Source organism: Acidobacteriota bacterium (assembly GCA_004299485.1).
GTDB lineage: Bacteria > Acidobacteriota > Terriglobia > Terriglobales > SCQP01 > SCQP01.
In genome coordinates this window covers 1-25,284 of sequence record SCQP01000001.1, presented here as the reverse complement: position 1 = coordinate 25,284, position 25,284 = coordinate 1, and the positions used below count along the sequence as shown (strand labels likewise).

At 63.8% G+C, this 25,284-nt stretch carries 21 protein-coding genes; 13 read left to right on the top strand and 8 right to left on the bottom strand.

From position 1 onward, the window contains the following. The first annotated feature begins 59 nt into the window (after positions 1 to 59). Both EPN33_00105 and EPN33_00100 read left to right on the top strand, forming a co-directional pair. Positions 60 to 446 (top strand): redoxin domain-containing protein, encoded by a 387-nt coding sequence (locus tag EPN33_00105; protein ID TAN24212.1) that lies wholly within the window; start codon positions 60 to 62, stop codon positions 444 to 446. Positions 447 to 450: 4 nt separating this feature from the next. Then, positions 451 to 1,635, top strand: a complete 1,185-nt coding sequence (locus EPN33_00100; GenBank protein TAN24211.1) for a sodium:proton antiporter — start codon at positions 451 to 453, stop codon at positions 1,633 to 1,635. Here EPN33_00100 and EPN33_00095 read toward each other — a convergent pair. Next, positions 1,604 to 3,553 (bottom strand): arginine--tRNA ligase, encoded by a 1,950-nt coding sequence (locus EPN33_00095; protein ID TAN24210.1) that lies wholly within the window; start codon positions 3,551 to 3,553, stop codon positions 1,604 to 1,606. The two genes, EPN33_00100 and EPN33_00095, sit on opposite strands and share 32 nt — an antisense overlap. 83 nt (positions 3,554 to 3,636) lie before the next feature. Here EPN33_00095 and EPN33_00090 point away from each other — a divergent pair, with 83 nt between their 5' ends. The 7 genes from EPN33_00090 (at position 3,637) to EPN33_00060 (ending at position 12,873) form a co-directional block, all read left to right on the top strand. Further along, complete coding sequence (locus EPN33_00090; GenBank protein TAN24209.1) at positions 3,637 to 4,665, top strand: rod shape-determining protein; 1,029 nt, start codon at positions 3,637 to 3,639, stop codon at positions 4,663 to 4,665. An 80-nt stretch (positions 4,666 to 4,745) separates the two neighbouring features. Beyond that, a complete protein-coding gene (gene mreC / locus EPN33_00085; GenBank protein ID TAN24208.1) occupies positions 4,746 to 5,807 on the top strand; it encodes a rod shape-determining protein MreC in 1,062 nt (353 codons plus the stop codon). Between the two features lie 63 nt (positions 5,808 to 5,870). Then, the gene (locus EPN33_00080; protein ID TAN24207.1) at positions 5,871 to 7,268 is read left to right on the top strand and encodes an HlyD family efflux transporter periplasmic adaptor subunit; all 1,398 of its coding nucleotides are present in this window, start codon (positions 5,871 to 5,873) and stop codon (positions 7,266 to 7,268) included. A gap of 2 nt (positions 7,269 to 7,270) precedes the next feature. Continuing rightward, positions 7,271 to 8,503 (top strand): HlyD family efflux transporter periplasmic adaptor subunit, encoded by a 1,233-nt coding sequence (locus tag EPN33_00075; GenBank protein ID TAN24206.1) that lies wholly within the window; start codon positions 7,271 to 7,273, stop codon positions 8,501 to 8,503. 10 nt (positions 8,504 to 8,513) lie between these two features. Beyond that, positions 8,514 to 10,007 carry an HlyD family efflux transporter periplasmic adaptor subunit gene (locus tag EPN33_00070; GenBank protein ID TAN24205.1) on the top strand — a complete coding sequence of 498 codons (1,494 nt, stop codon included), beginning with the start codon at positions 8,514 to 8,516 and terminating at the stop codon, positions 10,005 to 10,007. After that, positions 10,008 to 11,249, top strand: coding sequence for an FtsX-like permease family protein (locus EPN33_00065; GenBank protein ID TAN24204.1), 1,242 nt, complete (start codon positions 10,008 to 10,010; stop codon positions 11,247 to 11,249). Beyond that, a complete protein-coding gene (locus EPN33_00060) occupies positions 11,242 to 12,873 on the top strand; it encodes a TolC family protein (protein TAN24203.1) in 1,632 nt (543 codons plus the stop codon). The genes EPN33_00065 and EPN33_00060 overlap by 8 nt, the downstream gene beginning before the upstream one ends. Before the next feature lie 55 nt (positions 12,874 to 12,928). Here EPN33_00060 and EPN33_00055 read toward each other — a convergent pair whose 3' ends face one another. Further along, positions 12,929 to 13,258: a hypothetical protein gene (locus tag EPN33_00055; GenBank protein ID TAN24202.1), complete on the bottom strand. Its 330-nt coding sequence runs from the start codon at positions 13,256 to 13,258 to the stop codon at positions 12,929 to 12,931. 103 nt (positions 13,259 to 13,361) lie between these two features. Further along, positions 13,362 to 13,886, bottom strand: coding sequence for a DUF488 domain-containing protein (locus EPN33_00050; GenBank protein ID TAN24201.1), 525 nt, complete (start codon positions 13,884 to 13,886; stop codon positions 13,362 to 13,364). Between the two features lie 25 nt (positions 13,887 to 13,911). On the opposite strand from EPN33_00050, the gene EPN33_00045 reads away from it, so the two are divergent. Then, the gene (locus tag EPN33_00045; GenBank protein TAN24200.1) at positions 13,912 to 14,970 is read left to right on the top strand and encodes a radical SAM protein; all 1,059 of its coding nucleotides are present in this window, start codon (positions 13,912 to 13,914) and stop codon (positions 14,968 to 14,970) included. Further along, a complete protein-coding gene (locus EPN33_00040; protein ID TAN24199.1) occupies positions 14,967 to 16,058 on the top strand; it encodes a DNA recombination protein RmuC in 1,092 nt (363 codons plus the stop codon). Before EPN33_00045 ends, EPN33_00040 begins: the two co-directional genes overlap by 4 nt. Here EPN33_00040 and EPN33_00035 read toward each other — a convergent pair. The 5 genes from EPN33_00035 to EPN33_00015 form a co-directional block, all read right to left on the bottom strand. Then, positions 16,048 to 17,490, bottom strand: a complete 1,443-nt coding sequence (locus tag EPN33_00035; GenBank protein ID TAN24198.1) for a lipase maturation factor family protein — start codon at positions 17,488 to 17,490, stop codon at positions 16,048 to 16,050. The genes EPN33_00040 and EPN33_00035 overlap by 11 nt on opposite strands. Positions 17,491 to 17,542: 52 nt before the next feature. Then, entirely contained in the window at positions 17,543 to 18,928 is a 1,386-nt protein-coding gene (locus EPN33_00030) for a sigma-54-dependent Fis family transcriptional regulator (GenBank protein ID TAN24197.1), read from the bottom strand. 8 nt (positions 18,929 to 18,936) lie between these two features. Next, positions 18,937 to 20,025, bottom strand: coding sequence for a PAS domain-containing protein (locus tag EPN33_00025; GenBank protein ID TAN24196.1), 1,089 nt, complete (start codon positions 20,023 to 20,025; stop codon positions 18,937 to 18,939). Positions 20,026 to 20,195: 170 nt separating this feature from the next. Beyond that, entirely contained in the window at positions 20,196 to 20,990 is a 795-nt protein-coding gene (locus EPN33_00020) for a prepilin peptidase (protein ID TAN24195.1), read from the bottom strand. A gap of 6 nt (positions 20,991 to 20,996) precedes the next feature. Next, positions 20,997 to 21,542: a peptidylprolyl isomerase gene (locus EPN33_00015; protein TAN24713.1), complete on the bottom strand. Its 546-nt coding sequence runs from the start codon at positions 21,540 to 21,542 to the stop codon at positions 20,997 to 20,999. 228 nt (positions 21,543 to 21,770) lie between these two features. On the opposite strand from EPN33_00015, the gene EPN33_00010 reads away from it, so the two are divergent. Further along, positions 21,771 to 24,482, top strand: a complete 2,712-nt coding sequence (locus EPN33_00010) for a hypothetical protein (GenBank protein ID TAN24194.1) — start codon at positions 21,771 to 21,773, stop codon at positions 24,480 to 24,482. Then, positions 24,439 to 25,284 (top strand): hypothetical protein (locus tag EPN33_00005; protein TAN24193.1); only part of this gene is annotated, 846 nt, incomplete at its 3' end. The genes EPN33_00010 and EPN33_00005, both read left to right, overlap by 44 nt.

Here is a 25,284-nt window from a genome sequence, read left to right as displayed (position 1 = left end):
TGAGCGGGTCGCGGGGGCTGGTGCTGCTGTTTTATCGGGGCTACTGGTGACCGTTTTGTATCCACCAGTTGGTGGCATTTCAACGGTATGCGGAGGCATTTGCGGGCGCCGGTTACCCGCTGGCGGCGCTGTCGGTGGATCCGCCGGCGCGAGCGGCGAAGCTGCGGCAGGATCTCGAATTGAGCTTTCCGCTGCTGTGTGACCCGGCGCGGGCGACGGTGCAGGCGTGGGATTTGTACAACCGGCGCGAGCGGGGCGGCATTGCGGTGCCGGCGACGGTGATCCTGGCGGCGGATGGGTACATCGAATTGTTCGCGCGGGAAGCGATGGCGCAGCGGCTGCGTGCGAGCGATGTTCTCGCCGCTGTCACCTCGGGGGGCGGTTCACCGGTGAAGCACGGCTTTTGGCCGGGGATGCGGGACTGGTGGCGGGCACTCGTACACTAGCGGAGTGACCCTGCTGCTGGTTTTCGCGATCACGCTGGTGATCGCGGTGCTGATTTCTGCGCTGGTGCAGCGCACGGTGCTGTCGACCACGGTGCTGTTTTTGTTTGCCGGGTTGCTGGCCGGACGCGGGGCCTTTGGAGCGCTGCCGGGACTGGGGCCGCAATGGTTGCGCATCCTGGCGGAGCTGGCACTGTTCAGCGTGCTGTTTACCGACGGCATGCGCGCGGGCGGCGAACCGTCGCCGCCCGGCGCGCGGGCGCTGGTGACGCGGGCGCTGGCTATCGGCATGCCGCTGACGATCGTCGGCATTGCCGCGCTGGCGCACTATTTGCTCGGCTTCGACTGGATCGAAGGCATTTTGCTGGGATCGGTGCTGAGCCCGACGGACCCGATCTTCGTCTCGGCGATTTTCCGCTTTGATGCGGTGCCGGAGCGGTTGCGGCGGCTGCTCAACGTGGAAAGTGGCATTAACGACGGCATCGCGCTGCCGCTAGTGGTGATTTTTCTGGGCGAACTGGCGTTGCAGCCGGCGAGCCTGGGCATGGTGGCGGTGGAGCTGGCTGCGGGCGTGGGTATCGGGATCGTGATTCCGTGGCTGGCGATCCGGCTGGAAGCCAGCCGCTTCTTTGGCGCGGCGGGGATTCTGCGGCCGCTCAATGCCTTTGCCATCGGCTTGCTGGTGCTGGCGGTGAGCTGGCGCGTACACGCCAATATTTTTCTGGCAGCTTTTGCGGCCGGCATTGCCGTGGCGCGGTTCAACCCGGAGGTGCGCGCGGCGTTTCACGAGTTTGGCGAAGGAGTGACGGAGCTGCTGAAGCTAGCGGCGATTCTGATCTTCGGCTTGCAGATGGCGCCGAATTTGTTTCTACCACTGAGCGGGGCGGCGATTGCGTTCGTTTTGCTCTCGCTGGCGGCGGTGCGGATGGTGGCGATTGAGATTGCGATGATCGGGAGCGCGCTCTCAAGAGGAGAAACGCTGGCGGCGGGCTGGTTTGGGCCGAAAGGGTTCGGCTCGGTCGTCTACGGGCTGATGATTCTGGAATTGGCCACGCCCGCGGCGGAGGACATGGCGCACCTGGTCGGACTGGTGATTATGCTTTCGATCGTGGTTTATTCCTCGACCGATATTCTGATCGCGCGCTGGTTTGAGAGGCGAGCTACATCGCCAGCGGTACCCGAACGCCCATGAGCTGCAAGGCTTCAGCGAGCCGCCGCTGCGTCAGGCGCACGATGGCGAGCAGAAACGCGCGCTTATCGGCGTCCGGTTCCTGCAAGACGGGGTGGTGGTGGTAGTAGGTGTTGAAGGCGCGCGCGAGCTCGAAGGCGTACTTGGCGAGCATGGCGGGTTCGCGGGCTTCGACGGCATTGCGCGCGGCCTGCTCGAGCCCTGCGGCGAGCCAAAGTAAATTCCAGTGATCGGGTTCGTTCAGGTAGTGTGACCAGGATTGCTGAAATGTTGCGTCCGGCGCGCTGCCGGCTTTGTCGAGAATGCTCTGGGCGCGGACGGCGGCGTATTGGACGTAGGGGCCGGTTTCGCCTTCGAAATTGAGCGCTTCCTTGAAATCGAAGACGATGACTGTGTTGCGTGTGAACTTGAGCAGGAAGTAGCGCAGTGCGCCAATGGCGATGGCATCGGCGGCGTCGCGCTGCGCGGCTGCGGGCATGTCGGGATGGCGCTTGGCGACTTCTTCGTGGGTGCGCGCCTGGAGGCGGTCGAGCAAGTCGTCGGCCTTGACGCCGGTGCCTTTACGGCCGGAAACATCCACGCGCTTCTCGCCTTCGGCGGCGGCGTAGCCGAGTTCGGCGGCGCAGGCGGGCGATAGGGCCACCATCTCATAGCTGAAATGAACGCTGTGTTCGGCCTGTTGCGCGTAGCCCAGGGCGCGGAGGCCATCGACGACGACATCCTGCAAATAGGTCTGGCGGGTATCAATTACGTTAAACACCCAGCCGGCGCGGCCAAAGGCGGGAGCGGCGGGGTCACGCGCGAGCGCCGTACGCCAGGCGATGTGACGGTTCGGGTATTGGTAGAACGGGGTGTAGCCGAACTCCAAGGGCAGCAAGCCGAATTTCCAAAGCTGGTAGGCGATATCTTTGGCGACGTAGGTGACGGTGCCGTTGGAGCGCACGATCACCTTGGTGTCTTCCTCGCCCTCGGCGGTTTCCGTTCCGGGCCGGTCCATGACCCAGCAGCCGGCGTTCTTGCCTTCGGTTTCCAGCCGGATCGCCTGGCGCTCCTGCAGCAAGCGGAACGCGTGATCCCAGAGGTGCAACTGCAGGATTTCGCTTTCGCGCGGCAGCAGGTCGTAGGCGATGCCCAGCCGCTGCATGGTCTGCAAGTGGGCGCGGGCGATGGCGGTCGAGATGCGATCGGCCAGCGCGGCCACGGGGTTGTCGCCAGCTTCAATGGCGTGCAGCGTGTCTGGGCGCCAGGTCTTCAGCGCGGCTTCGTCGTCGGCGTAGCGTTGCGAGATGGCGGCGTACTGATCCCAGCAGAGGTAATCGAAACGGACGCCGGGGCCGGCGAGAGCCGCCTCGACGCGCGCCGCCGCGGCTTCGACCGTGGAGGGTTCCGCCAAATGGATAAAAGCTGCGACCACATCGGCGACCTGCACGCCGGTGTTGTCCTGAAGGTTTTGAACCTCGACGTGCTCGCCGCGTCCGCGCAGCAGCCGCACCCAGGTATCGCCCAGCACGGCATTGCGGAGATGACCGATATGGGCGGCTTTGTTGGGGTTGATATTGGTGTGTTCGACGATAACCTTGGGATTGCCCGGCTGGCTGCGGGCGGCGGCGGGTTCGGTGACGCTAAAGGCAGAGCGGGCGGCGGCGAGGCGGTCGACGTAGAAGTTGAGATAGCCGGCGCCGGCGACCTCGAGCCGGGCAAAGCCGGGCGGTAGGGCCAGCTCGGCGGCGATTTCCTGCGCCAACTGGCGCGGAGCGCGGCGCTGCTGCTTGGCCAGCTCGAAGCAGAAGGGCAGGGCGAACTCGCCCAATTCAGGCCGCGGGGGCTGCTCCACGACCCACTGTGCGGGCTCGAAGTCATAGCGCTGCCGCAGATGGGCGCGCACCGCCTCACCCAAACTCTGTTCTAAAGCCAAGTACACGGGGAACCGAAATGATTATAACGGGAGTGGGCCGAATCTCCATCTGGCTGTGCTATTGTGAGACTCTCCCCGGTCCAAAGAAGATGAGTATTCGCACCCTGTTTAGCGTTTTTTCGAGCGACCTGGCCATCGACTTGGGTACGGCCAACACCCTGGTCTACGCGCGCGGGAAGGGCATCGTCGTCAACGAGCCTTCTATCGTCGCCATCAATCGGGTTAACGGCGAGGTCGAGGCGGTAGGCAAGGAGGCCAAGGAGATGCTGGGCCGCACGCCCGGCAACATCGTGGCTATCCGGCCGATGAAGGACGGCGTCATCGCGGACTTCAAAGTCACCGAGAAGATGCTGAACTACTTCATCCAGAAGGCGCACAACCGGAAGGTGTTGGTGCATCCGCGCATCGTCATCGGCGTGCCCAGCGAGATTACGCAGGTGGAGAAGCGGGCGGTCATGGATTCGGCGTATCGCGCCAAGGCGAGCGAAGTCTTTCTGGTGGAGCAGGCGATGGTGGCGGCGATCGGGGCCGGACTGCCGATTACCGAACCGAGCGGGAACATGGTGGTCGATATCGGCGGAGGGACCACCGACATCGCGGTGATTTCGCTCTCCGGCATTGTTTACTCGCGCTCGGTGCGCGTGGCCGGCAACGAGATGGACGACGCCATCACCAATTTCCTGAAGCGTAAGTACAACCTATTGATTGGCGAACGCACGGCCGAGCAGGTGAAAATCAGCATCGGCTCGGCGTATCCGCTGGATCAGCCGGAGACGTTTGAGATCAAGGGCCGCAATCTGATCGAGGGCGTGCCCAAGACGCTGGTGATTCAGGATGCGGAAGTGCGGGAAGCGCTGAGCGAGAGCGTGGGCACGATTATCAATGCCATCCGGGTGGCGCTGGAGCGCACGCCGCCGGAGCTGAGCGCGGATATCAGCGACAAGGGCATCGTGCTGACGGGCGGCGGAGCGTTGCTCAAGAACCTGGATAAGCGTATCCGCGAAGAGACCGGGTTGCCGGTTTCCATTGCCGACGATCCGCTGGCGAGCGTAGTGCTGGGCACGGGGAAAATGCTCAGCGACTTCAAGCTGCTGCGCAAAATCTCCATTGATCAGTGATACAGGCGGTGGTGGGTGGTGGTGGGCGCGGGGCACCGGGGATTGACAGGGTAGGGTTGGTGGCGGAAAGCTGATAGCTGATGGCAGAGTTGCGGCATTACGGGCACGGTCGTTGGGTGCTGGTGGGCCTGGTGGTGGGTCAACTCCTTCTGCTTGGCTACCAGATCCGAAGCCCCGAGGCCGGCGGCATCCGGTTGATCCGGCTTTGGAGTGCTGAAGCGGTCTTGCCGGCGGAGCGGATCTCGCAGCATTACGTCAGCAAGGTGCGGGATTTCACCGCGAATTATGTCGCGCTGCGCGGCGTTCATCAGCAAAATCAGCAATTGCAGAAGCAGGTGACCGAGCTGGAGTTGCAGAACCAGCAGCTTCGGCAGGCGGTGCGGGATTTGCCGCGGCTGGACGCGCTGCTGGGATTTCGCCGGTCTTTTACGATGATTACCATGCCGGCGCAGGTCATCAGCCACGGAGCGAGTCCTGATGCCCAGGCGATTTACGTGAACCGGGGGCGCAACCAGGGTCTGCGTACCAATATGGCGGTAATCACGCCGCAGGGACTGGTGGGCAAGCTCAGCCAAGTGCTCGCCAACTCCTCGCAGGTGCTGCTTCTTACCCAGGCGGACGCTGGGGTGGGGGTTCTGGTGGGCGCGCAAGGCTATCGCGGCATTCTGCATGGCTTGGGCGCCGGGGCGGCGCAAGTCGAGCACGTTTTGAAGAACGAAGTGGTGAAGCCCGGAGACGAAGTGGTCACGTCAGGCGAAGATCAGGTATACCCCAAAGGTATCCCTGTGGGAACGGTGACGGCGGTTCTCACCAGTCATGATGGAATCTTCAAGGCGCTGGCGGTGAAACCGGCCGCCGAACTGGGGCGCTTGCAGGATGTCCTGGTGATCACCGCGCAATTACCGGTGCCGGCAGAGTCGCAAGAAGCCGGCCTGACAGCCGCGGATGCTCGTGAAGAACGACTGCCCGGGTTGGAGCAGCCGGCCGCCGGCATTGGTCCGATCAACCCGCAGCAGTTGCAGATTGCCATACCCACGCCGCCGCCGGTGATTCCCATGCCTCCGCAGGCGGCTGGCGTGACCAAACCGGCACCCAAGGCCGCGCAGAAGCCAAGTGGTGGCGGTGGGCACGGCGAGCTGTGAATTTCTTGCCCTCATAGTGTGACCAAAGCCGCGGTCACGACGTTTACACTAGAAAGCACTCTTATGTCGACCCCATTAACTGGCACGGGGCCCCGCCCGGCTGTGCCGTGCGACCCGCTCGGCGCTCGACAGGGCCGAGGGCCCGTGGCCCCGACCCTGTCGGCGAGGACCGCATACGCCTTACGTCTGTACTGCCTGCCAGTGGCCCTGGCGGTCGCGGTGGCGCTGAATTCGGCTTGCAGTTCGGTTGCCACGGCGCAGAAGCCGGCGGCGAGCCCGCAGGCGAGTGTGGCGGCAAAAAATCCGGCGATTGCCAACTACAGCACGGTCACCGTTGCGCCGGGGAAATTGACGCGCGATCTGCGTGTCTCGGGAACCACACAAGCGGTGCGTAGCCAGGTCATCCGGGTGCCGCGCATCCGGGGTGCGGGTTTCATGAAGATTCTGGTCAATATTGTGGCCAGCGGCACGAAGGTGACTCAAGGCGAGATCCTGGCCAGCTTTGACGACACGCAGGTGGCGCAGGATGCCCTGGACGACAAGGCGACCTACGAGGCCTCGGTGCATAAGGTCGCCAACCAGGCGGCGGTGAATAAAGCCAATAGCGAGACGCGGGCGGCTACCCTGAAGCAGGCGCAAACGAACTTCGGCAATGCTGAGCTGGAGCTGTCGAAGGGGCCGGTGCTGACCGAGATTCAGCTCAAGTCGGACCAGATTAACGTCACCAACTTCAAAGCGGATATTGCCAGCATTGAGAAGCAGAATGTCCTAATGGCGAAGGCCGATGCCGCGCAGTTGCGGGTGTTGCAACTGCAAAGCGATCAGGCGAAGGTGAATTGGGAGCGGGACGAGGGCAACGTCGAGGCACTGACGATTCGCGCGCCCATTTCCGGCATGGTGGGGCTGGTGCCGGTGCGCCGCAGCGATGGCATGGGGCCGGCGGAACCGGGAGATCAGCTTTTCAGCGGCCAGGAGCTGCTGCGCATATTTGACCCTACCAACATGGAGGTCAACGCGCAAATCAATGAGGCCGATGACGCCACCCTCACCCCGGGCATGAAAGGCACGCTCACGCTGGATGCTTTTCCGGGAGTGGTGTTGCCGGTGCATCTGCTGACGGCCAGTCCGATTGCGGTGGCGACGGGCGGGTTCGGCGACACGGTGCGCACGTTTTCGGCGTTGTTTCAGGTGGACGCGGCCAGCGCCAAGTTGCTGCCCGATCTATCTGCGGCGATCGATCTGAAGATCACCAGTCCGCAGTCGCATTTGCTGGTGCCGCGCCGGGCGGTGCATTTCGGGCAGAGTCAGCCCTACGTGATCGTGCAGACGGCGGATGGCCAGTGGAAGCAGCAAAAAGTTCAGTTGGGCAACTTTGACAACCAGCAAGTGCAGATTCTAGCCGGGCTGAAATCGGGGCAACGCGTGCAGGTTCCGGCCGTCATTATTGGAGCGGGTGAATAGCGATGAAACGCTGGTTGCAAATCGTCGTGGTGATCCTTATTGCGGGAGCGGTGTATTACGGCGTGCGAGCCTTCCGCTCCAAAGCCATGGCGCCGGACGTACCCACGGTGAGCGCGCGCCAGGGTACGTTTCAGGTGACCGTGTCGGTGCGTGGTTCTCTGAATCCGGTGCGCTCGGTGCAAATTCAGGCGCCGCGCATCAGCGGACTGATCATCGCCTCGCTGGCGCCTTCGGGCAGCCTGGTACACGCCGGAGAGGTGGTGGCTACCTTCGATTCCGGCACGGCCAAAGATGTGCAGGTCTCCGATCTGGCGACGCTCAATCAGGCGAAAGCCCAGTTGGCGCAAGTTCAGGCGCAGGCCAAGATTACCGATCAGCAGGATGCCCTGGATCTCGCTACGGATGAAAATGCGGTCGCCAAGGCGAAATTGAATGTGGTGCTGAAGTCGGTGCAAAGCGCAATTGACGGCAAGGAAGCCAAACTGGCGCTGGGCATGGCCGAAGAACAGCTCAAGGTGGAAAAGGCGACGGTACAGTCGCACAAGGCGTCCAGCGCGGCGCAGATCGCTACCGATCTGCGCTCGGAGGAGAAGGCCCAGGCGGACTACGATCTGATCAGCAAACAGATTGAAGAGATGACGGTGCATGCGCCGATTACCGGGCACATTACCTATCTGATGAACCACTCCAATGGGCACGACAACGAGGCGCCCTTCAAGGTGGGCGACAGTGTGTGGGGCAACGGCGCCTTCGCGGAAATTCCGGACATGAAAACGCTGCAGGTGCTGGCGAAGGTCTCGGAAGTCACCCGCGGGCAACTGCTGGCCGGCCAGCCGATCCGGATGACGCTGGATTCGTTGCCGGAGCTGCCGATTCGGGGCAGGATATTGTCGATTTCCGCGCTCACCGAACCCGACTTCGGGACGACCTGGCCGCCGCCGCAGGTCTTTCGCGTCAACGCCTCCATCGATCAGTTCTCGCCGCGCATGCAGCCGGCGATGAACGGCAGCGTGGATGTGGTGACCAAGCGCATCCCCAACGCCATCATTGTGCCGGCGGAGGCCATTTTCCCGATTGAGGGGAAGCCCAATGTTTACGTGCAGAATGGGGATCACTTTACGCCGGCGCCGGTGAGCGTGCTGGCGCGCTCGGCGGACAATGCCGCGGTTTCCGGAATCCAGGCGGGCACGCGCATCGCGTTGAAGCAGCCGCAGCCGGGCAAGATCAAACACTGAAAGTCAGATCATGACCAGTCCCGTTCCCCCGCTTACCGAAGTTACGCCGCCGCCCAAGCGATTGGGCCGCAATGGCGGCTCGGCGCTGACGCGCCTGCTGCGCTGGGTCATCGTCATCGCGGTAGTGTTGGCGGTCGCCTGGGGAGCCTGGGCGCTGATCCGCGCGCTCAATCCCTCGCCTACGGCGGGCGTTCCCACCGCGATCGTGCAACGGAGCCCGGTGCGGCTGCAAGTGTTCGCGCCGGGCACGCTCCAAGGCGGCAATGCCGATTTGCTGGTAGGACCCTCCATCCGTCATGGGCAACTGACGATCAGCTCCCTGCTGCCCCCCGGCACGCTGGTGAAGCCGGGTGATGTGGTTGTGCAGTTTGATACCACGCAGGAGCATTACAGCCTCACGCAGGCCGAAGAGGCGCTGGATCAGGCGCGGCAGCAGGTGGCGCTGGCAGAATCGCAAACGGCGGCGCAAACCGCCTCGGACAACTACGCGCTGGTCAATGCGCGGTATCAGATCCAGCTCGACAAATTGCAGGTGCAGCAGAATCCGATTCTGCCGCAGATTCAGGCGCAGGAAAACGACCTGCAGTTGAAATCGGATCAGGCCCGGCTGGCGCAACTGGAACACGATATCGCCAGCCGCAAGGCCAGCAACGAGGCCACCATCGCGGTGCAACTGGCGGCGGAGAAGAAAGCGGAAGCCGACGCGGCTACGGCACAAGCCGATATTGCGGCCATGACGCTACGCGCCTCCCATGCCGGCTACGTGGCGATTGAAACCAACTCGGGCTTCATGCGCGGGTTCGCGGGGCAGGCGGCACAGGACTTTCAGGTAGGCGACACGGTTCGCCACGGTCAGACGGTCGCTGAAATTCCGGATACGAGTTCCTGGCAGGTGGCGCTCCAGGTGAACGAGCTGGACGCTGGGCACCTGCAGCCGGAACAACCGGTGGCGATCAATTTTATTCCGCTCCCGGGCCGCACATTCCACGGCAGCATCACGGCGCTGGGCCAGGCCACGGGTCCGGTGTGGGACCGGCAAGTGGAGTGCGATGTGAAGCTGCTGGATCCTTTACCCGAGCTGCACCCTGGCTTTACCGCCAACGCGGTAGTGACGACCGATGTGATGCCGAATGTGCTCCACGCCCCCGCGCAGACCGTCTTTAACCAAGCCGGCCAGCAAGTGGTCTTCCTCCGCCGCAGTGGAGAATTTGCCCAGGTGCCGGTGAAGGTGATTGGGCGCAGCGAAAGCCAGGTGGTGCTGGAAGGCGTGGCGCAAGGCGACGTGCTGGCGCTGACCAATCCCCAAAATCGCGCCAGCGGAGGTGGCGGCAGCGCGGCGGACGCTACGCCCTCCCCGGGCGCAAAGCCAGGCCAGGAACGCGGCGCGGGCGGCCGGCGCGGGGGCCGCGGGGGCCGCGGAGGCCGCGGAGGCTTTGGCGGCCGTGGTGGTCCTGGCGGGGGCGGGCCCGGCGGCGGACCCGGCGGCGGGGGTCGAGGACTTTAAATGAACGATTTCTCACGGATTGGAACTGACCTGGTTCAGGCCAGCCAGAACCTGCGTGCGCAAAAGACGCGCACGATGCTGACCGGCCTGGGCATGGTCTTCGGGGTGGGCGCCGTGATCGGCATGCTGGCGATCAGCGCGGGCGCCAAACAGCAAGCCCTGGCGACGATTGAAGCCCTGGGCGTGCATAACCTGATGGTGGACTCCATCGCGCCCGGCAGTCCCCAGGAACTGCAGGCGCGGCGGCTTACCTCGCCGGGATTGACGATGCGCGACGTGCGCATCATTCAGGCCAACCTCGATGGCTTGAGCCAACTTTCGCCGCGGCGGTCGCTGCACCCGCAGAACCTGATGCCGCAGCCGACGCAGGCGATGCCAGCGCTGGAAGGCGTGGATCCATCGTTTGCCTCGATCCATGGGTTTCATGCGCTCGAGGGCAGCTTCTTCGATCAACTGGATAACGCCGCCAGCGCGCCGGTGGCGGTGCTGGGTCAGACTGCGAAAGTCAGTTTGTTTGGCTATACGGCCGCGGTAGGCAAATACATCAAGGTCAACGACGGCTGGCTGCGGGTGATCGGCGTGCTCGATGAACAGTTGAGCGGAGGCGCGACCAGCCGTGACTGGAACAACGTCATCTACACGCCGCTGAACACTTTCGACAACCGCTTCTACGACAACAGTTTTCGCCAGAAGGATTTTCTCGACGGTGTGGACATGAGTCTGAAGCCCAGCGCCAACAGCGTTGCCGCGGCGGCGGTGGTGACCGCCATTCTCAATTCGACGCATCACAATACCGACGATTTCAACGTGACCGTTCCGGCGGCACTGCTGGCGCAACAGCAGCAGACGCAGCGCATCTTCACGCTGGTCATGGTCGCCGTCGCGGCGATCTCGCTGCTGGTGGGCGGCATCGGGATCATGAACATCGTGCTGGCGACGGTCATGGAGCGCACGCGCGAAATTGGGGTGCGGCGGGCCACGGGAGCGCGCCGGACCGACATTCTGCGGCAGTTCCTGGCGGAGGCGGTGCTGATTTCGCTGTCGGGCGGTGCGCTGGGCATCTTATTCGGCTACATCCTTTCCTGGACGATTGCGGCCACCGCGCACTGGCCAACGGTGGTCACCAGTTGGTCGATCATTATCGCTTTCGGCGTGTCGGTTGGCGTGGGGGTACTGTTCGGCATTTATCCCGCCCGCAAAGCCGCGCGCATTGATCCTATCGAGGCTCTTCGCTATGAATAGTTCGCGTCTCCGTGTGGCCGTTACTCTGGTTGCGGTCCTGGCCTTTGCCGTGGTGGCTGCACCGCTCGGTGCGCAAACCATCCTGCATTTCCACCTCAGCCCACCCACGGTGCAGCCCATCGAAGGCCTGAACCAGCGCATTCAAAACGGTGATTTGCATCTGACGCTGGAGGATTTTCTGCAACTGGTGCTCAAAAACGATACCGCCGTGCATTTGCTGCAATTGAACGACAATGCCGCGGACTATGGGGTGATTGCCGCCAACAGCCCGTTTGATCCCAGCATCACGGCCAGCTTCAACGGCACCCGCAATGTGCAGCCGCAGACGAGTCAGATCAGCGGCGCCGAGACGCTCAGCAGCCTGAGTCAGCGCAGCTCGATTGGATACTCGCAGGTGTTATCGAGCGGCCAGACGATCCTGGCGGATTTTGGCACCAACCGGAATTCCAGCAACGCCTTGTTCAACACCTTCAATCCCAGCCTTGGCGCCAACCTCGGATTTTCATTTACCCAGCCCTTACTGCAGAACCGCTCCGGGCTGCAGGCCAAGACCCCCTTGCTCGTCGCCAAGACGCAGGTGCTGGTGGTGAGCGACCAGACGCAGGCTTCTATCGCCACCGACATCCAGCAGGCAGCCGATCAGTACTGGCAAACGGTGCAGGCGCGTGACCAGATCAAAGTGCAGCAGCAGGCCGTGAATCTGGCGCAGCAATCGTACGACCGCAACAAGAAAATGCTGGAGCTGGGCGCGCTCGCCCCCGGCGACATCTTTAACCCGGAGGCGCAGCTCGCGCAGGATAAGACCGCGCTCTTGCAGGCGCAGACCCAGTATCAGCTTCAGCTCGACCAGATTCGCCGCTTGATTGGCGCCGACCTGGATCCCACGGCGCAAAATGCGACCCTCATCCTTGATGACGATCCCAGCGCCGTGATTCCCACGCCGCCCTCGATGCCCGTCAATCAGGCGATCCAGGTTGCGCTGGCTCATCGTCCCGAGTTGAATGCGTTGCAACGCCAGAACCTGGAGAACAAGTTCAACATCGCGGCTGCACACGACGCCCTGCGGCCGCAGTTGAACCTCACGGGCAGCTACGGCTCGAATGCCCTCGCGGGCAACCAGATCGCTTCCGTGACGCCGCTGGGCGTGGTCGTCGGCGGGTCCAGTACCGGTCTGGGCCACGACTTCAATCAACTCTTTGCTTTCAACTCGCCGACCTACGGCTTCAGCCTGCAGTTGACGCTGCCGCTGCGCAACAGCCGCGCCGAGTCGCAGTTGGCCGATTCGATGCTGGCGCAGACGCAGGCAGAGTACAACATCCGCAACGAGGAGCAGACCATCCGCCAGGATGTGCGCTTAGCCGACACCCAGCTTCGCATGGCGGTCGAAGAGGTCAAGTCGGCGACCATCGCACGCGATCTCTCGCAGAAGAACGTCGATGCGGAAAATCAGGAGTACCTGCTCGGCACCATCACCCTGTTCCAGCTTTTGCAAGGCCAGGTGCAGTTGAGCCAGGCACAGTCGCAGCTCCTATCCTCCTACACCAGCTACCAGATCGCGAAGATTGCTTACGAACGCGCGGTTTACACTCTGCTCGCCAACATGCACTTGAAGGTGCAGCCGTAACAGTACATCAGTATTTCAGTACGTCAGTATTTCAGTACCGCGAACCTCGCGAACCTCAGTGTGCTGCGGGGCGGACGGAGTGGACCGTCAGGGTGTCGCCTTTTAGGGTGCCGCGGACTTCGACGCGCTTGGCGGCGTACTTGTAGAGTTCTTTGAGCTGGGCGTTGTTGTGGGTGGCCAGGGTGTAGATTTTCTGGCCGACCACCAGCGCGTAGTCAGAGCCACCGGCGACACACATGTGCACGCAGGCTGCGGGTGAGCTGCCGCCCATGGTGTGCTTAGCGCCGCACATAGAATCGGTGACCACGCCGGAATAGACCGTGGTCATCTGGCTTTGGTGGCTTTGGCGAGGTGGCGTCAGGGCGCCCAGGCCCACGGGAAGCATTCCAAGGCTCAAAGCAGTTGCGAAAAGACCATTACGCCAGTGTGATTGCATGCAGAGGGGCTCCTTAAGGAGAATTGCTACAAACAGTATGACGCGCGAAGCCTCATTCGGTGGCAGGGTATGTTAAGTGGCCATCCACCACGCGCAAAAAGGGTGTCATGCGATGCGGAGATGGCGGTTTCTCGGTGATGATGTCCCATACCTGCCATCCGTGCACCGTCAGGGCGTCGCCAATGAGCGAGCGGTGGCAGCGCCAGGGCACCGCCTCGGCACACATGATCGCGGTTGGCGCCGCGCGGGCTAAAGCTTCCAGCTCGGCCAGCCCTGCGGCAAACGCCGGGGTTTGCATGTAGTCGGCGTAGCCGCGGAAGCTGAGGTTGCGCCAGCCGGTGTTGGGCGAGTCCTTGTGGGCGTGGCGCAGGCCGCCGAGCTGGGCCAGGCGGCGATAAGTGATTTTTACGGCCGTGAGGCTGGCGGCAAGCTCCGGCTCGGCAAACTGGGGATTGTGCCGCGATTTGGCGATGGTGCGGACATCGCAAAGCTGCTGCACCCCATGCATTTGCAGCAGATGCACGAATTCTTCGCTGGTTCGGGTGGAGTGTCCAATGGTGAAAATGTCTGAGGCCATGCGGATTTGCTAACCTAATCTCCGAATGACCTCATTGTATGAAAAGGTCGAGGCGGGCGAGCGCATCGACGCGGCTGACGCTGAGCAGCTCTGGCGCGAGGCCAGCGACGAAGATTGGCAGCGGCTGGCCACGGCGGTGCGGGCGCGGTTTCACCGGCCGGGGGAGTGCACGTACCTGATCATGCGCATCGTGAACTATACCAACGTGTGCGTGGCGCAGTGCGATTATTGTGCCTTCTACCGCCTGCCGGGGCAAGCGGGCGGATATGTGCTGAGCCGCGAGCAGGTGTTCGCCAAAATTGACGAGCTGCTGGCGATGGGCGGCGATCTGGCGGGTTTCAACGGCGGCTTCAACCCGCATCTGCCGCTCGATTACTACTGCGATTTGTTTTCCTCGCTGCGCGCCCGCTATGGCGACCGGCTGGAATTTTATGCGCTCACGGTTGCCGAGTTTATGTATCTGGCCGACCACGCCAAGCTGAGCTGGGCGCAGGCGGCGGAACGCTTCCGTGCCGCAGGGGTGCGCTGGATCACCGGTGGCGGCTCGGAAATCCTCACCGAAAGCTTCCGCGCGCGGCACAGCAAGTTCAAATACAGCGTTGCCGAGTATTTTGCGGCGCAGGCGGCCATTGTCGCTGCCGGCCTGAAGACCACCGCGACCATGGTGATCGGCTTCGACGAGACGCTGGCCGAGCGGCTGGAGCATCTGGAGCGTACGCGCGCGTTTCAGGATGCGACCGGCGGTCTGGCGAGTTTTCTCTGCTGGACCTACAAACCCTACGGCACCCCTCTCGGCGGGAAGGAAGTTTCGACGCGCGAGTACCTGCGTCACCTCGCGCTCAGCCGCATTTATCTCGACAACATCGCCCGCATCCGCACTTCGGTGCTGACCCAAAACGAAGGCGCGCTGGACGGACTTTGCTATGGCGCCGACGACTTTGACCTGCCGATCGAGGATGAGGTTACGCAGAGCGCCGGGGCCACCATCAGCCTCGACTTCAACGGCTTGCTCGAGCGCGCCCGCGCGCTGGGCTTCACGCCGCGCTACCGGGCGGTGGCGGCGGCGCGGAAGGTGCCGGCATGATGGGCGTGCTGTACGTCCTGGTCGGCCTGGCGGCCGGAGTGGCGTTGACCTGGTTCGTGGTGTGGCGCACGCGCACGGCTGTCGCCGCGGAACTTAAATCCATCGCGGGCCCGGAACTGCAGCTTCTGGGCGAAGTAACTGTGCGTCAGGTCGAGACCACCAGCGCGGGCCTGCAGGCGAAATTGCAAGACATGCAATCGCGTCTCGAAAGCTACCAGGCGCGCATTACCGAGTTTGAAAAAGAACGCGCCGCGGCGCAGGCCAAAGTCGAACAGCAGCTTCAGCAGATGGTGGGCGCGGGTGCGGCCATGACCCAGGAGGCGCGCACGCTGCGCGAAGCGCTCGCCACCAGCAATAGCGTGCGCGGGGACTGGGGCGAATCGGTTTTAAAGAATATTTTTGCTGCTTGCGGCTTGCATGAACAGATCGACTATGACCTGCAGTTCACGCTGGATAATGGCCTGCGTCCGGATGCGGTCGTCTACCTGCCCAGCGGCCGCAAGCTGGCGGTTGATGCCAAGGCCAGCCTGAACGATTTCCTTGCCGGACTGGACGCCAGCGAAGAAGCCCGGCGACTGGCTTGCTACAACGCCTTCGCGCAGGTGCTGCGCCGCCGCGCCAAGGAATTGGCCGGCAAAGATTACTGCGGCCACCTGGAGAACAGCATGCCCTGCGTGATCATGTTCGTGCCCAGCGAAGGCGCATTTCGCGCGGCGCTGGACGCCGATCCGGAGCTGTTCCGGTACGGCCAGCAACTGGCGCCTGCGATTCTGCTGGCGAGCCCCAGCACCTTGTTTCCGCTGATTTCTATCGTGGCGCAGGGATGGCAGCAGTTCAATGCCGGCCAGAAAATGCAGGTGCTGCTGCGCGAGATTGCCACCCTCGGGCAGCGCTTGCAGGTTTTCCTCGATCATTTCCAGGGCGTGGGCAAAGCGCTCGATGCCGCCGGAAAAGCTTACAACTCGGCCAACAACTCCTACCGCTCCCGCCTGGCGCCGCAGTTGAACAAGCTACAGGATCTCAATGCCAACTGGGAAACGCCTGCCGATCTGAAGCCGGTCGAGAACCTGCCGCAGCTTACCGAGTAGGCAAAGACTCGACTCCGGCGGAGGTCATGACCAGCGTGGGGGCGTATTGACCGAGCAGTTTGCGGCGCCACCAGATGCCTTGCCGGCGCTTTTGCGCTGGGGTGGAGAACCAGTATTGCCAGAGCACGGCGCGTACCGCGATGGGCGGCCGCGCGGCGAAGGGATTGCGAGCAAACAAGGCGAGCACTGGCGGATCATTGGTCAGCAGGCGCAGCTCGGTCGATTCCACCCAGCGCTCCTGCTGCACCGAACTGAGCGAGGCAAACCACAAATTCCAATCGAATCGCGGCTGATAGGGGGCGAACAGGAAAAGATCGCCTGCGGGCGCACGCTGGGGATCTTGAGGCTTGTAACGGAATGGGTAGGCCGTCCAGGTCCGGCCGTCGCGCGTTCCCTGAAACTCGATCTCGTATCGGTTGCGTGTCATGACCGCGAACAGCCCGAAGGGATCGGCGATGCGGAAGGGCTGCAGTGCGAAGGTGACCCGCTGCGGCGTGGGCAGCGCCGGCCACATGCGGCCAGCCAGATTCAGGCCGGTCACGGCGACCAGCGCCACCAGCACCGCGGACGCCAAGCCTACGCGCCAAGAAGCCAGAACGCTTTCCACAGCAACATACGGGCGCCGCAAGAGCCAGTGCAGATGCCGGTCGTCGATGAGGGTCAGGCCGAGGCCCAGCACCAACCAGCTCAGGAAGCCGTAATTGGCGGTGAGAATGATCGCAATTTGGAAGGGGGTGACGATCCAGAAGAGGGCGATGCGCCAGCGGCGCGGTAGAAAGGCCAGCCAGACGACAAAAAGTTCCAGGATCAGAATTGCGGCGGCTATCGCGGCCTCGACACTGTGGGGCAGGTAGTTTTGCGCGTACCATCCCAGCCAGTTGGGCAGAGGCAGATTCTGATAGTACTGATCGAGTGCGGTCAGATGGCGCCACTGCGGGTCGTGGCTCATCCACTTGGCGATGCCGGAGCCGAAGTAGATGGTGAACCAGAGCCAGCGCAGTGAGAACCAGCTCCACCAGCTCGGGGATTTCAGATCAACAAACAGGGCAAAGAATCCGGCGGTCATGAGCATGCCGTCGGATTGATAGTTGGCAAAGACCTGGGCGCAGGCAATGAGCGAGAGAAAACAGACGAGGCACACCGCCAGTCCCCAGCGCGAGTGCCAACGCGCCATGACGGCGACTGCTGCCGCCAGGCCGAGGCCGCACATGACGTGCAGCGCCGCGGTTGAGCTGGAGATCCAGAGCAGGGAAGGAGTGAACCAGATGCGGGCGGCGGGGTGAAAATGCGCCGCGACGGCGTGCAAATAATCGGCCGCCGGCAAAATCCCTTGCGGTCCGATCAGTCCCGGCGCCTGGCGCCACCATCCGAGAAAGACCCAGAAGTAAATGAATCCCAGCCAGCGCAGGAGCCATGAGGCGGTTATGCGCACCTGCGGGCTGGTGGTTCTGATCCCTGGCCTGTTACCCCTGGCCGCTTCCGTGTCAGACCTCCGTGGCCTGCATGCGAGTGAGGAGCCGTTTGTAGGTGATGCCCAGGCGCTGGGCAGCGGCCTGCTTGTTCCAGCCGGTTTGTTCGAGGGCTTCGCGCAGCAGGCGCCGCTCCAGGATCAAACCGGCGCGCTTCAGGACTTCGGGCAGGGGGCCTTGCCAGTCGAAATCGTCGGGCAGGTGCAGGTCTGCGGCCGCCTGCTGGGGCGCCTTGCGCACGTCGCGCAACTGCAGATCAGCGGCACGCAGTTCCGTGCCTTCCGCCAGGATGACGGCGCGCTCGATGGCGTTTTGCAGCTCGCGCACGTTGCCCGGCCAGCGGTAGGCGAGCAGCAGTTTGCGCACGGCGGTGCTGAGGCGCAGGCGCGATTTTTTGAACTCGCGGCTGTACTGCGCCAGAAATGCCTCGGCCAGCGCGATAATGTCGTTGCCGCGCTCGCGCAGCGGTGGGATGCGGATGGGAAAGGCCGAAAGCCGGAAGTACAAATCCTCGCGGAACTGCTTTTGGTGCGCTGCTTCTTCCAGGTCCCGATTGGTCGCGGCCACGATGCGGACGTCAACCTGCACGGTTTGCACCCCGCCCACGCGCTCGAATTCCCGCTCCTCGAGGACGCGGAGAATCTTAGCCTGCACGGCCAGGGGAATTTCGCCAATTTCGTCGAGAAAGATCGTTCCCCGGTGCGCCAGCTCGAATTTGCCCAGCTTGCGCGCATTGGCGCCGGTGAAAGCGCCTTTCTCGTGGCCGAACAGTTCCGTTTCCACTAGCGTTTCCGGAATGGCCGCGCAGTTGATGGCCACGAAGGGCTCGGCGGCCCGGGCGCTGAGCTGGTGCACGGCGCGGGCGAACAATTCCTTGCCCGTGCCGCTCTCGCCCAGCAGCAACACGGTGGTTGCCGTGGTGGCAATGCGCTGCAGCGCCGCCGCCGCCTGCTTCATGCTGTCGTGGTCGCCGATGATCTTGGGCAGGCCGTAGCGTTCGGCCAGCTCCTGCCGGAGCAATACGTTCTGCCGCTGCAGTTTCTGCTCGCCAATGGCGCGCCGCAGCCTGAGCGCCAACTGTTCCAGGTCGAGCGGCTTCTGGATGAAGTCATAGGCGCCATCCTTCATTGCCTGCACGGCTTCCTCAATTGAGCCGTAAGCGGTCATCAGCAGCACTGGCGTCGCGGGCGAGACTTCGCGCGCCGCGTGGAGGATCTCAATGCCGTTGTTGCCGGGCAGCTTCAAGTCCGTGAGCACGGCGTCATATTGAGTGTGCCGGAGGGCGGTGAGCGCGGCGTGCCCATCGGCGGCCTCTTCCACCCGGTAGCCCTCCGAAGTGAGCGCAGCACGCAGCATCGCGCGTAGTTCATGTTTATCCTCTACAACCAGAATAGAGTCCATAAAAGCGCTTATCGGCAGGAAGGCAATCGAACTTCAAAGACGGTATGGCCCCGGGTTCCATCGGCGAGCAGCACCACCCCGCGGTGGGCGGTAACGATTTTATGGACCATGGCCAGACCGAGGCCGGTACCGCTAGGTTTGGTGGTGAAAAAAGGGACAAAAATCCTGTCGGCGATGTCTGCCGGCACCCCCGGACCACTGTCAATGATCTGAATGCGCTCCAGCGTGCCGGCGCGCCCCGGGGCGCACACCCGGACCTGACCGCGTCCCTTGCCAGCTCCGGCTGCTTCGCAGGCGTTGCGCAGCAGGTTGAGAAAGGCGGAGGCGAGTAGGATGCCATCCCCGCGCACCTGCGGGAAGCGCCCCTCGGCGCTGACGGCGACGTTGGTGAACTTTTGAACCTCGACGGCCTCGACGCACTGCCGCAGGACCGGCCCCAGGGCCATGGCCTCGAGTTGGACTGGCATGGGCCGGGCGAAGGAGAGGAATTCGGTGGCGATATTGTTCAGCCCGGCCGCCTGTTCGAGTATTTTCGTGGCCTGGCCGCGCGCTGGCTCTGCGGCGGCGTGCTGCAGCATCTGGCCGTAGCCGGAAATGATGGCCAGGCCGTTGCGAAATTCATGGGCGATGCCGGCGGCCATTTCGCCCAACGCGCTCAGGCTTTGGCGCCGGTGCAGTTCTTCTTCGAGGGCGTGAATGGCGGTCAGATCGGTAAGCAGGCAGATCAAGCCGGCGGGCGGCCGCGGCCGGCCATTGCGGCCCCGAAGCGGGAACCAGGTAACGCCCAGCCGCCGGCCCTGGCCATCGCTGGTGGTGTACAGCATGACCTTGCGCTGCAGGATGCGCAAGGAACGGTAGGTGTCCAGCAGTCTCGCGGTGGCTGGGCCGAGGCGCGTGCCATCACTTTCACAGAGTTCGGCGTCGCGGAACAGTTGCGCCGCGGTCAGTCCGCCCGGCCGCGAAAACCCCAGGGCCGCGCGCGCGGCAGGATTGGCTTCGACGACGCGGCCTGTGCCGTCGAAAAAGACTACTCCGCTGGGCAGGTGCCCCAACACCTCACGCGACAACTTCAGGGCGTCGAAACCGGCCTTGGCCATGCTCTCGATTTTAGCTGCTCTTAGGCAGCAGTCGTCAGTTGTCAGTCATCAGTTGTCAGTCGTCGGCCATCAGCCATCAGCGATCAGGGATCGGCCAGCGGGATGGCGGCGCGCGGGGGGTGCTTTGTGAGCAAGGGATCCGGGTACGCCAATCCCAGAAGCGCGGCGTGTTAGTACAGCGCCCGCCAAACGACCGGAGTCCAGGCGAGGGCAATTGCACCGCCGATGGCGAGAAACACTCCCAGAGGCAGCGGCCAGAAGGCGGCGGTGGCGCGGGCGCGCGCCCAGCTTCGGCCGCGGCGGCGCTGCAAGACGATCAGGCGGCCGCCCTGTACGATGCCGACGAGGGCGCCGAGCACGCAGCCGATCAAGAGAGCGGCGAGCATACCGCCGGCGCCCAGGAAAGCGCCCAGGAAGCCGAGCATCTTCACATCACCCCAGCCCACGCCCAGGCGGCCGCGCAGGCGCAAGTAGATCCAGCCCACGAGGGCCAGCCCGCCCGCGCCGGCAAAACTCGCCACCAGCGCCGCGACCAGGCCCGGGCCGCTCCAGATCGCCAGAACCAGTCCGGTGACCCAGCCGCCGAGGGTGATTTCGTCGGGCAATTGACGCGTGCGCCAGTCGCTGGCGGCGAGCGCGATCAGGCAGCCCAGAAAAAAGGCTTCGCGCACGAACTCGACTCCGCCACCGGTGCGGCGCCAGCTCCAGTAAAACGCCGCCGCGGCGGCGATCTCGACGAGGGGATCGGCCCAGGGAATCCTTGCGCGGCAACTGCGGCAACGCCCGCCCAGCCAGGCAAACGCGGCCAGGGGAACATTCTCCCAGGCGCGCAAGGGACGTGCGCAGTGCGGGCAGTGCGAGGGCGGATGGACGACGGACAACCCTTGCGGCAGACGTTCGGCCGCGAGCGCCAAAAAGCTGCCCGCTACCAGCCCGAAAATCACGATCAGCCAGCTTGCGCCCATGTCCGTCTAATGCACCTGACAACTGTAGATCACATCCAGGCGGGCAAAATTGCGGGTCAGGTAGGCCGCACCCTGCTTGGCAATCAGGCGCGCATCCGGTCCATGTCCGAAAGGAGGGCCATCGCCGTAACTGCCGTCGAGCTCGTCGACGACGCTCATGCCGGCAACAACCTTGCCCAAGGGGGCAAACCCCGACTTGTCGAGGCGCTGGTTGTTCTTGAGGTTGATGAACACGACCGTGGTGCGGGTGTTGCGGCCGCTGTCGGCAAAGGTAATGGTGCCGCGGGTATTGCTCTGGCGCACGGGATCATCGGGAATGCGCCGCCGGCTCCAGTAGGCGTTGGCGGCCGGGTCCGGGCTCAGACCCCATTGCGCCACGAAGCCGGGCAGGACGCGGTAAAAGGCATTGCCGCGGTAGTAATGAGCCTGGAGCAATTCATAAAACCGGTCCACGCCCTGCGGCGCCCAGGCGCGGTGAATGGCCAGCGTGAAATCCCCACCGGTGGTGTGACAGATGACCTGGAAATTCGCCGGCGCCTGCGCAGCGAGCATGGGCAAGCAGACGAGCAGAAGCGCAAAGGGCGAGAAGCGGTTCCTCATAGGCTCTATCCTAAAGCGGTTGTGCCGACAGCACATCCCGCCCAGCCAAGTATGGGGTGGAAGACCTTAGATTGTGACAAATTGTCACAATTCATCTAAGTAAACAAGGGACTTACACTTTGTGCTTGGACGGCTGCCGCCGTTTTGTCTCACGCTGCCTTACGGTATGAGTAGCACGAGGTGATGTTTATGCGGCTGCATGTCACGTCTGTTTTCCTCTCTCTGATCCTCGTGAGCGCGCTCGCACTGACTCTGTCCGCCTCCGCGCAAAACATTCCCACCCTTGCCGATATCACGCTGCCGGCGCCCACTGAGCCGGGCCACGCGCTGATCCGGGGACCGCACGAGGCGGTCGATCCGGCGAGCGGCCAGGTCACGCTGCGGTTTGCCGTTCCGCTGCCGGCCGAGCCGGGCGGCTGGCAGCCGCGCTTCGCCATCACCTACAGCAGCGCCGGGGCGGTGTTTGCCGGCGGACGCTCGACCGGCGGCGCCTTTCTGTACACGCAGTGGTCGGCGCTGGCGAGCCAGGGCTGGAACTACACTGCGCCCGTACTGACCTTCAACGAGATTCAGACCAGCCCGAACGGCTCGTCCGACTGCGAGCTCTCGACGGATTACGTGCTGGAGCGCACCGACGGTCAGCGCGACTCGTTTCATCTCTCCGATGTGGGCGACAACACTCTCAATGATCCGCAGGATGGCTGTCCGCAGCAGTATCTGAGCGACACCGAAGCCGATGGCTGGGCCGCGACGACGCCCGGCGTGACCCAGCCGGGGCCGTACTCGACCAAGGTGCCGACCGTGCAGGGGCCGGACGGCCAAAAGCTCACCTTTGCCGGCGGCGGCGAAGGCCCCGAGTTCGGCTGGGTGCCCGATTATTTCTACGACCGCAACGGCGACTGGCTGCATTACACCCTCAACGCCGCCAGCAACAACGCGCTCACCATCACCGACAGCGTGGGCCGGACGGTTCTCACCACCACCGGATTCCAGCCCTCGACTACCTACAGCTCGCTGACGGATACCGTCACAGCGGCGGGGGCGACCTATACGGCGGACTGGGCGACCGGGCCCTCGGCCGCGGCCGTCAGCATCACCGGCGCCGGCAGCGGCGCCTGTCCCGCGGAGGCGACCGGCATTGGCGGCAACAGTCCCGTCATCACCAGCCTGACCACGCCCGAGGGCACCTACACGTTTTCCTACGACTCGACCTATGGCCTGCTCAAGCGCATCACCTACCCCAACGGCGGCTACGTGCGCTACGTCTGGGGCACGACCTCGTCGCCGTCGGAAGCGGGCGTGTTCTTTACCCCCTCCGGCAGCGGCACACCGTTGCCCTGTACCGGCGTTTACGATGGTGTGGTCGTCACCGACCGCTACGTCAGTCCGGACGGCACCAACGAGACGGAGCACCAGCACTTTGCCTACACCACGACGTGGAATCCTTCCGCCACGGACGTCTGGACGCAGAAAACCACGACCGTCACCACCACCGATACCGTCGCCGGCACAAGCTGGACGAAGACCTACACCTACACGGCCAAGGGCGCCTCCTCGCCGGCGAACAGTCCGGCATGGGAGAACATCGCCCGGATTCCGGTGGAAAGCGACGTCCAGACGGTGCAAGGCGGCAACACGCTGCAGGACGTGGTTGAATCCTGGACGAATGGCTTCCCCTACCAGCTTGCCGACCGGCAGGTGAGCCGCAACAACGATGCCATCGGCGAGCAGTCGTTCGGCTACAATGCCAGCGGCCAGATTACCGACAAGAAGGAGTACGACGGCTTCGTGATCAATTCCGCGCCGCTTGAGCGGGAGACCACGGTGAGCTACGCCAGTCTGGCCAACAACATCCTTGACCGGCCGTCCTTGATCACCGTCTATGGCCCCGGCAGTGCCGAAGCGGCCCAGGCCAATCTCGCCTACAATGCCAACGGCGATCTCACCTCCGCTGCGCGCTGGGTCGCCGGCAGCAGCGATCTCACCACCACCTACACCAACGACAGCTACGGCAACCGCCTCACCGCAACCGATGCCGGCAGCCATACCACCACCTACGCTTACAACGGCTCGACCGGTGACAACGCCTACATCACCTCGATTACCGACGCACTCGGCCACACGCGCAGCTACACCTGGAACGACAGCAGCGGCACCATGGCCAGCTCCACCGATGAGAACGGCAACACGACGAGCTACGGCTACGATTCCTGGAATCGGTTGACCTCGGTCACCGACCCGGCCTCGCTCGGCGAGACCACGTTCGCCTACACGCCTTCGACGCTCGAGACCGAGCGGGAGCAAAGCTCAGGCGTGTGGGAGGAAACGCTCGACAGCTTCGATGGCCTGGGCCGGGTTGCCGTCGCCGCTACCGAGACCGCCTCTGGCGCCTGGAGCCGGACGGATACCTGCTACAACGGCGCCGGCGAAAAGAGCTTCGTCACCTATGCCTATAGTTCCTCGAGCGCCAATGGTCCGGCCAATTGCGGCGAGCCCGGCGACAGCTTCGCCTTCGACGCCCTCGGGCGGCAAACGCAAATCACCCATGGCGACGGCACAACGGTTTTGACCAGCTATCTCGGCCGCGATACCGAAACCCAGGACGAGGGCAACGGCACCAGCCGCGTAACGCGCATTGCCGAGACCGACGGCCTCGGCCGGCTGGCAGATATCTGCGAGGTGGTCGGCAGCCACGGGCCCACCGAGGGCCCGGGCGCGGCGCAGTGCGGCCTGGAGATGGCAGGCAATGGCTACCTCACCACCTACGCCTACGATGCACTCGATGATCTGACCAGCATCGCCCCGGGGTGGGGAAAGCCGCACGTTCGCCTACGACGGCCTCGGGCGATTGACGGGTTCGACCACGCCCGCCGGCGGCACGACCGCCTATAAATACGGCAGCTACGCCTCCTGTTCCTCGAGTCCGGGCGATCTGGTGGCACGCGTTGACGCCCGCAATATCACAACGTGCTACGGTTATGACGCCGACCACCGTCTCGTCTCGAAGACCTATTCCGACGGCACGCCCGCGGTGACCTACGCCTATGGCCAGACCTCGGCGCTCGGCGTTTCCAGCCTGGCCAACACCACCGGCCGGCTGAGCTCGGAATCGACCAGCGCCGATGCCGGCCAGGTGTTCTCGTACGACGCCCGGGGCCGGGCGGCAGATAACTGGGAGTTCACGCCGCAGGTTTGGGGCGGCACGCCCTTCGAGCTGAGCTACGGCTACGACCTTGCCGGCGATGTGACGTCGGAGGCTTACAGCCGCGGGGCCAGCCTGAGCACAGCCTACGATCTCGCCGGCCGTCCGCTGTCGCTCGGGAGCAGCGCCAGCGGCACGCTGATTTCGGGCGTCGCCTACAACGCCTTTGGCGAAGAGACCAGCGCATCGCTGGGCAACGGCTTGACGGAGACGCGCGGCTACGATGCGCGCGGCCGGCTGACGAGCATCGCCGATTCCGGCGGCGCGCCGGTGGGCGGCTCGCCCGGCACCGGCTCGATCACCATCAGCGGGACCGAGGGCTATACGGTGGTGAAGGTGCCCTGCGAGCCTTACCGTGCCGGCTGCTACCAGTACATCGACGAGTGGGACACGGGCACGGTGTCGGGTACGGTGAACGGCACCGCCTACTCGGTGAACTTCGGCCAGGGCAGCACCGATGCCAGCCTGGCGAGCGCGCTGGCCTCGAGCATC

Coding starts and splice junctions, on each gene's coding strand:
- EPN33_00090 (TAN24209.1), top strand. CDS start 3,637: ATGAGTATTCGCACCCTGTTTAGCGTTTTTTCGAGCGACCTGGCCATC.
- mreC (TAN24208.1), top strand. CDS start 4,746: ATGGCAGAGTTGCGGCATTACGGGCACGGTCGTTGGGTGCTGGTGGGC.
- EPN33_00080 (TAN24207.1), top strand. CDS start 5,871: ATGTCGACCCCATTAACTGGCACGGGGCCCCGCCCGGCTGTGCCGTGC.
- EPN33_00075 (TAN24206.1), top strand. CDS start 7,271: ATGAAACGCTGGTTGCAAATCGTCGTGGTGATCCTTATTGCGGGAGCG.
- EPN33_00070 (TAN24205.1), top strand. CDS start 8,514: ATGACCAGTCCCGTTCCCCCGCTTACCGAAGTTACGCCGCCGCCCAAG.
- EPN33_00065 (TAN24204.1), top strand. CDS start 10,008: ATGAACGATTTCTCACGGATTGGAACTGACCTGGTTCAGGCCAGCCAG.
- EPN33_00060 (TAN24203.1), top strand. CDS start 11,242: ATGAATAGTTCGCGTCTCCGTGTGGCCGTTACTCTGGTTGCGGTCCTG.
- EPN33_00055 (TAN24202.1), bottom strand. CDS start 13,258: ATGCTTCCCGTGGGCCTGGGCGCCCTGACGCCACCTCGCCAAAGCCAC.
- EPN33_00050 (TAN24201.1), bottom strand. CDS start 13,886: ATGGCCTCAGACATTTTCACCATTGGACACTCCACCCGAACCAGCGAA.
- EPN33_00045 (TAN24200.1), top strand. CDS start 13,912: ATGACCTCATTGTATGAAAAGGTCGAGGCGGGCGAGCGCATCGACGCG.
- EPN33_00040 (TAN24199.1), top strand. CDS start 14,967: ATGATGGGCGTGCTGTACGTCCTGGTCGGCCTGGCGGCCGGAGTGGCG.
- EPN33_00030 (TAN24197.1), bottom strand. CDS start 18,928: ATGGACTCTATTCTGGTTGTAGAGGATAAACATGAACTACGCGCGATG.
- EPN33_00025 (TAN24196.1), bottom strand. CDS start 20,025: ATGGCCAAGGCCGGTTTCGACGCCCTGAAGTTGTCGCGTGAGGTGTTG.
- EPN33_00020 (TAN24195.1), bottom strand. CDS start 20,990: ATGGGCGCAAGCTGGCTGATCGTGATTTTCGGGCTGGTAGCGGGCAGC.
- EPN33_00015 (TAN24713.1), bottom strand. CDS start 21,542: ATGCTCGCTGCGCAGGCGCCGGCGAATTTCCAGGTCATCTGTCACACC.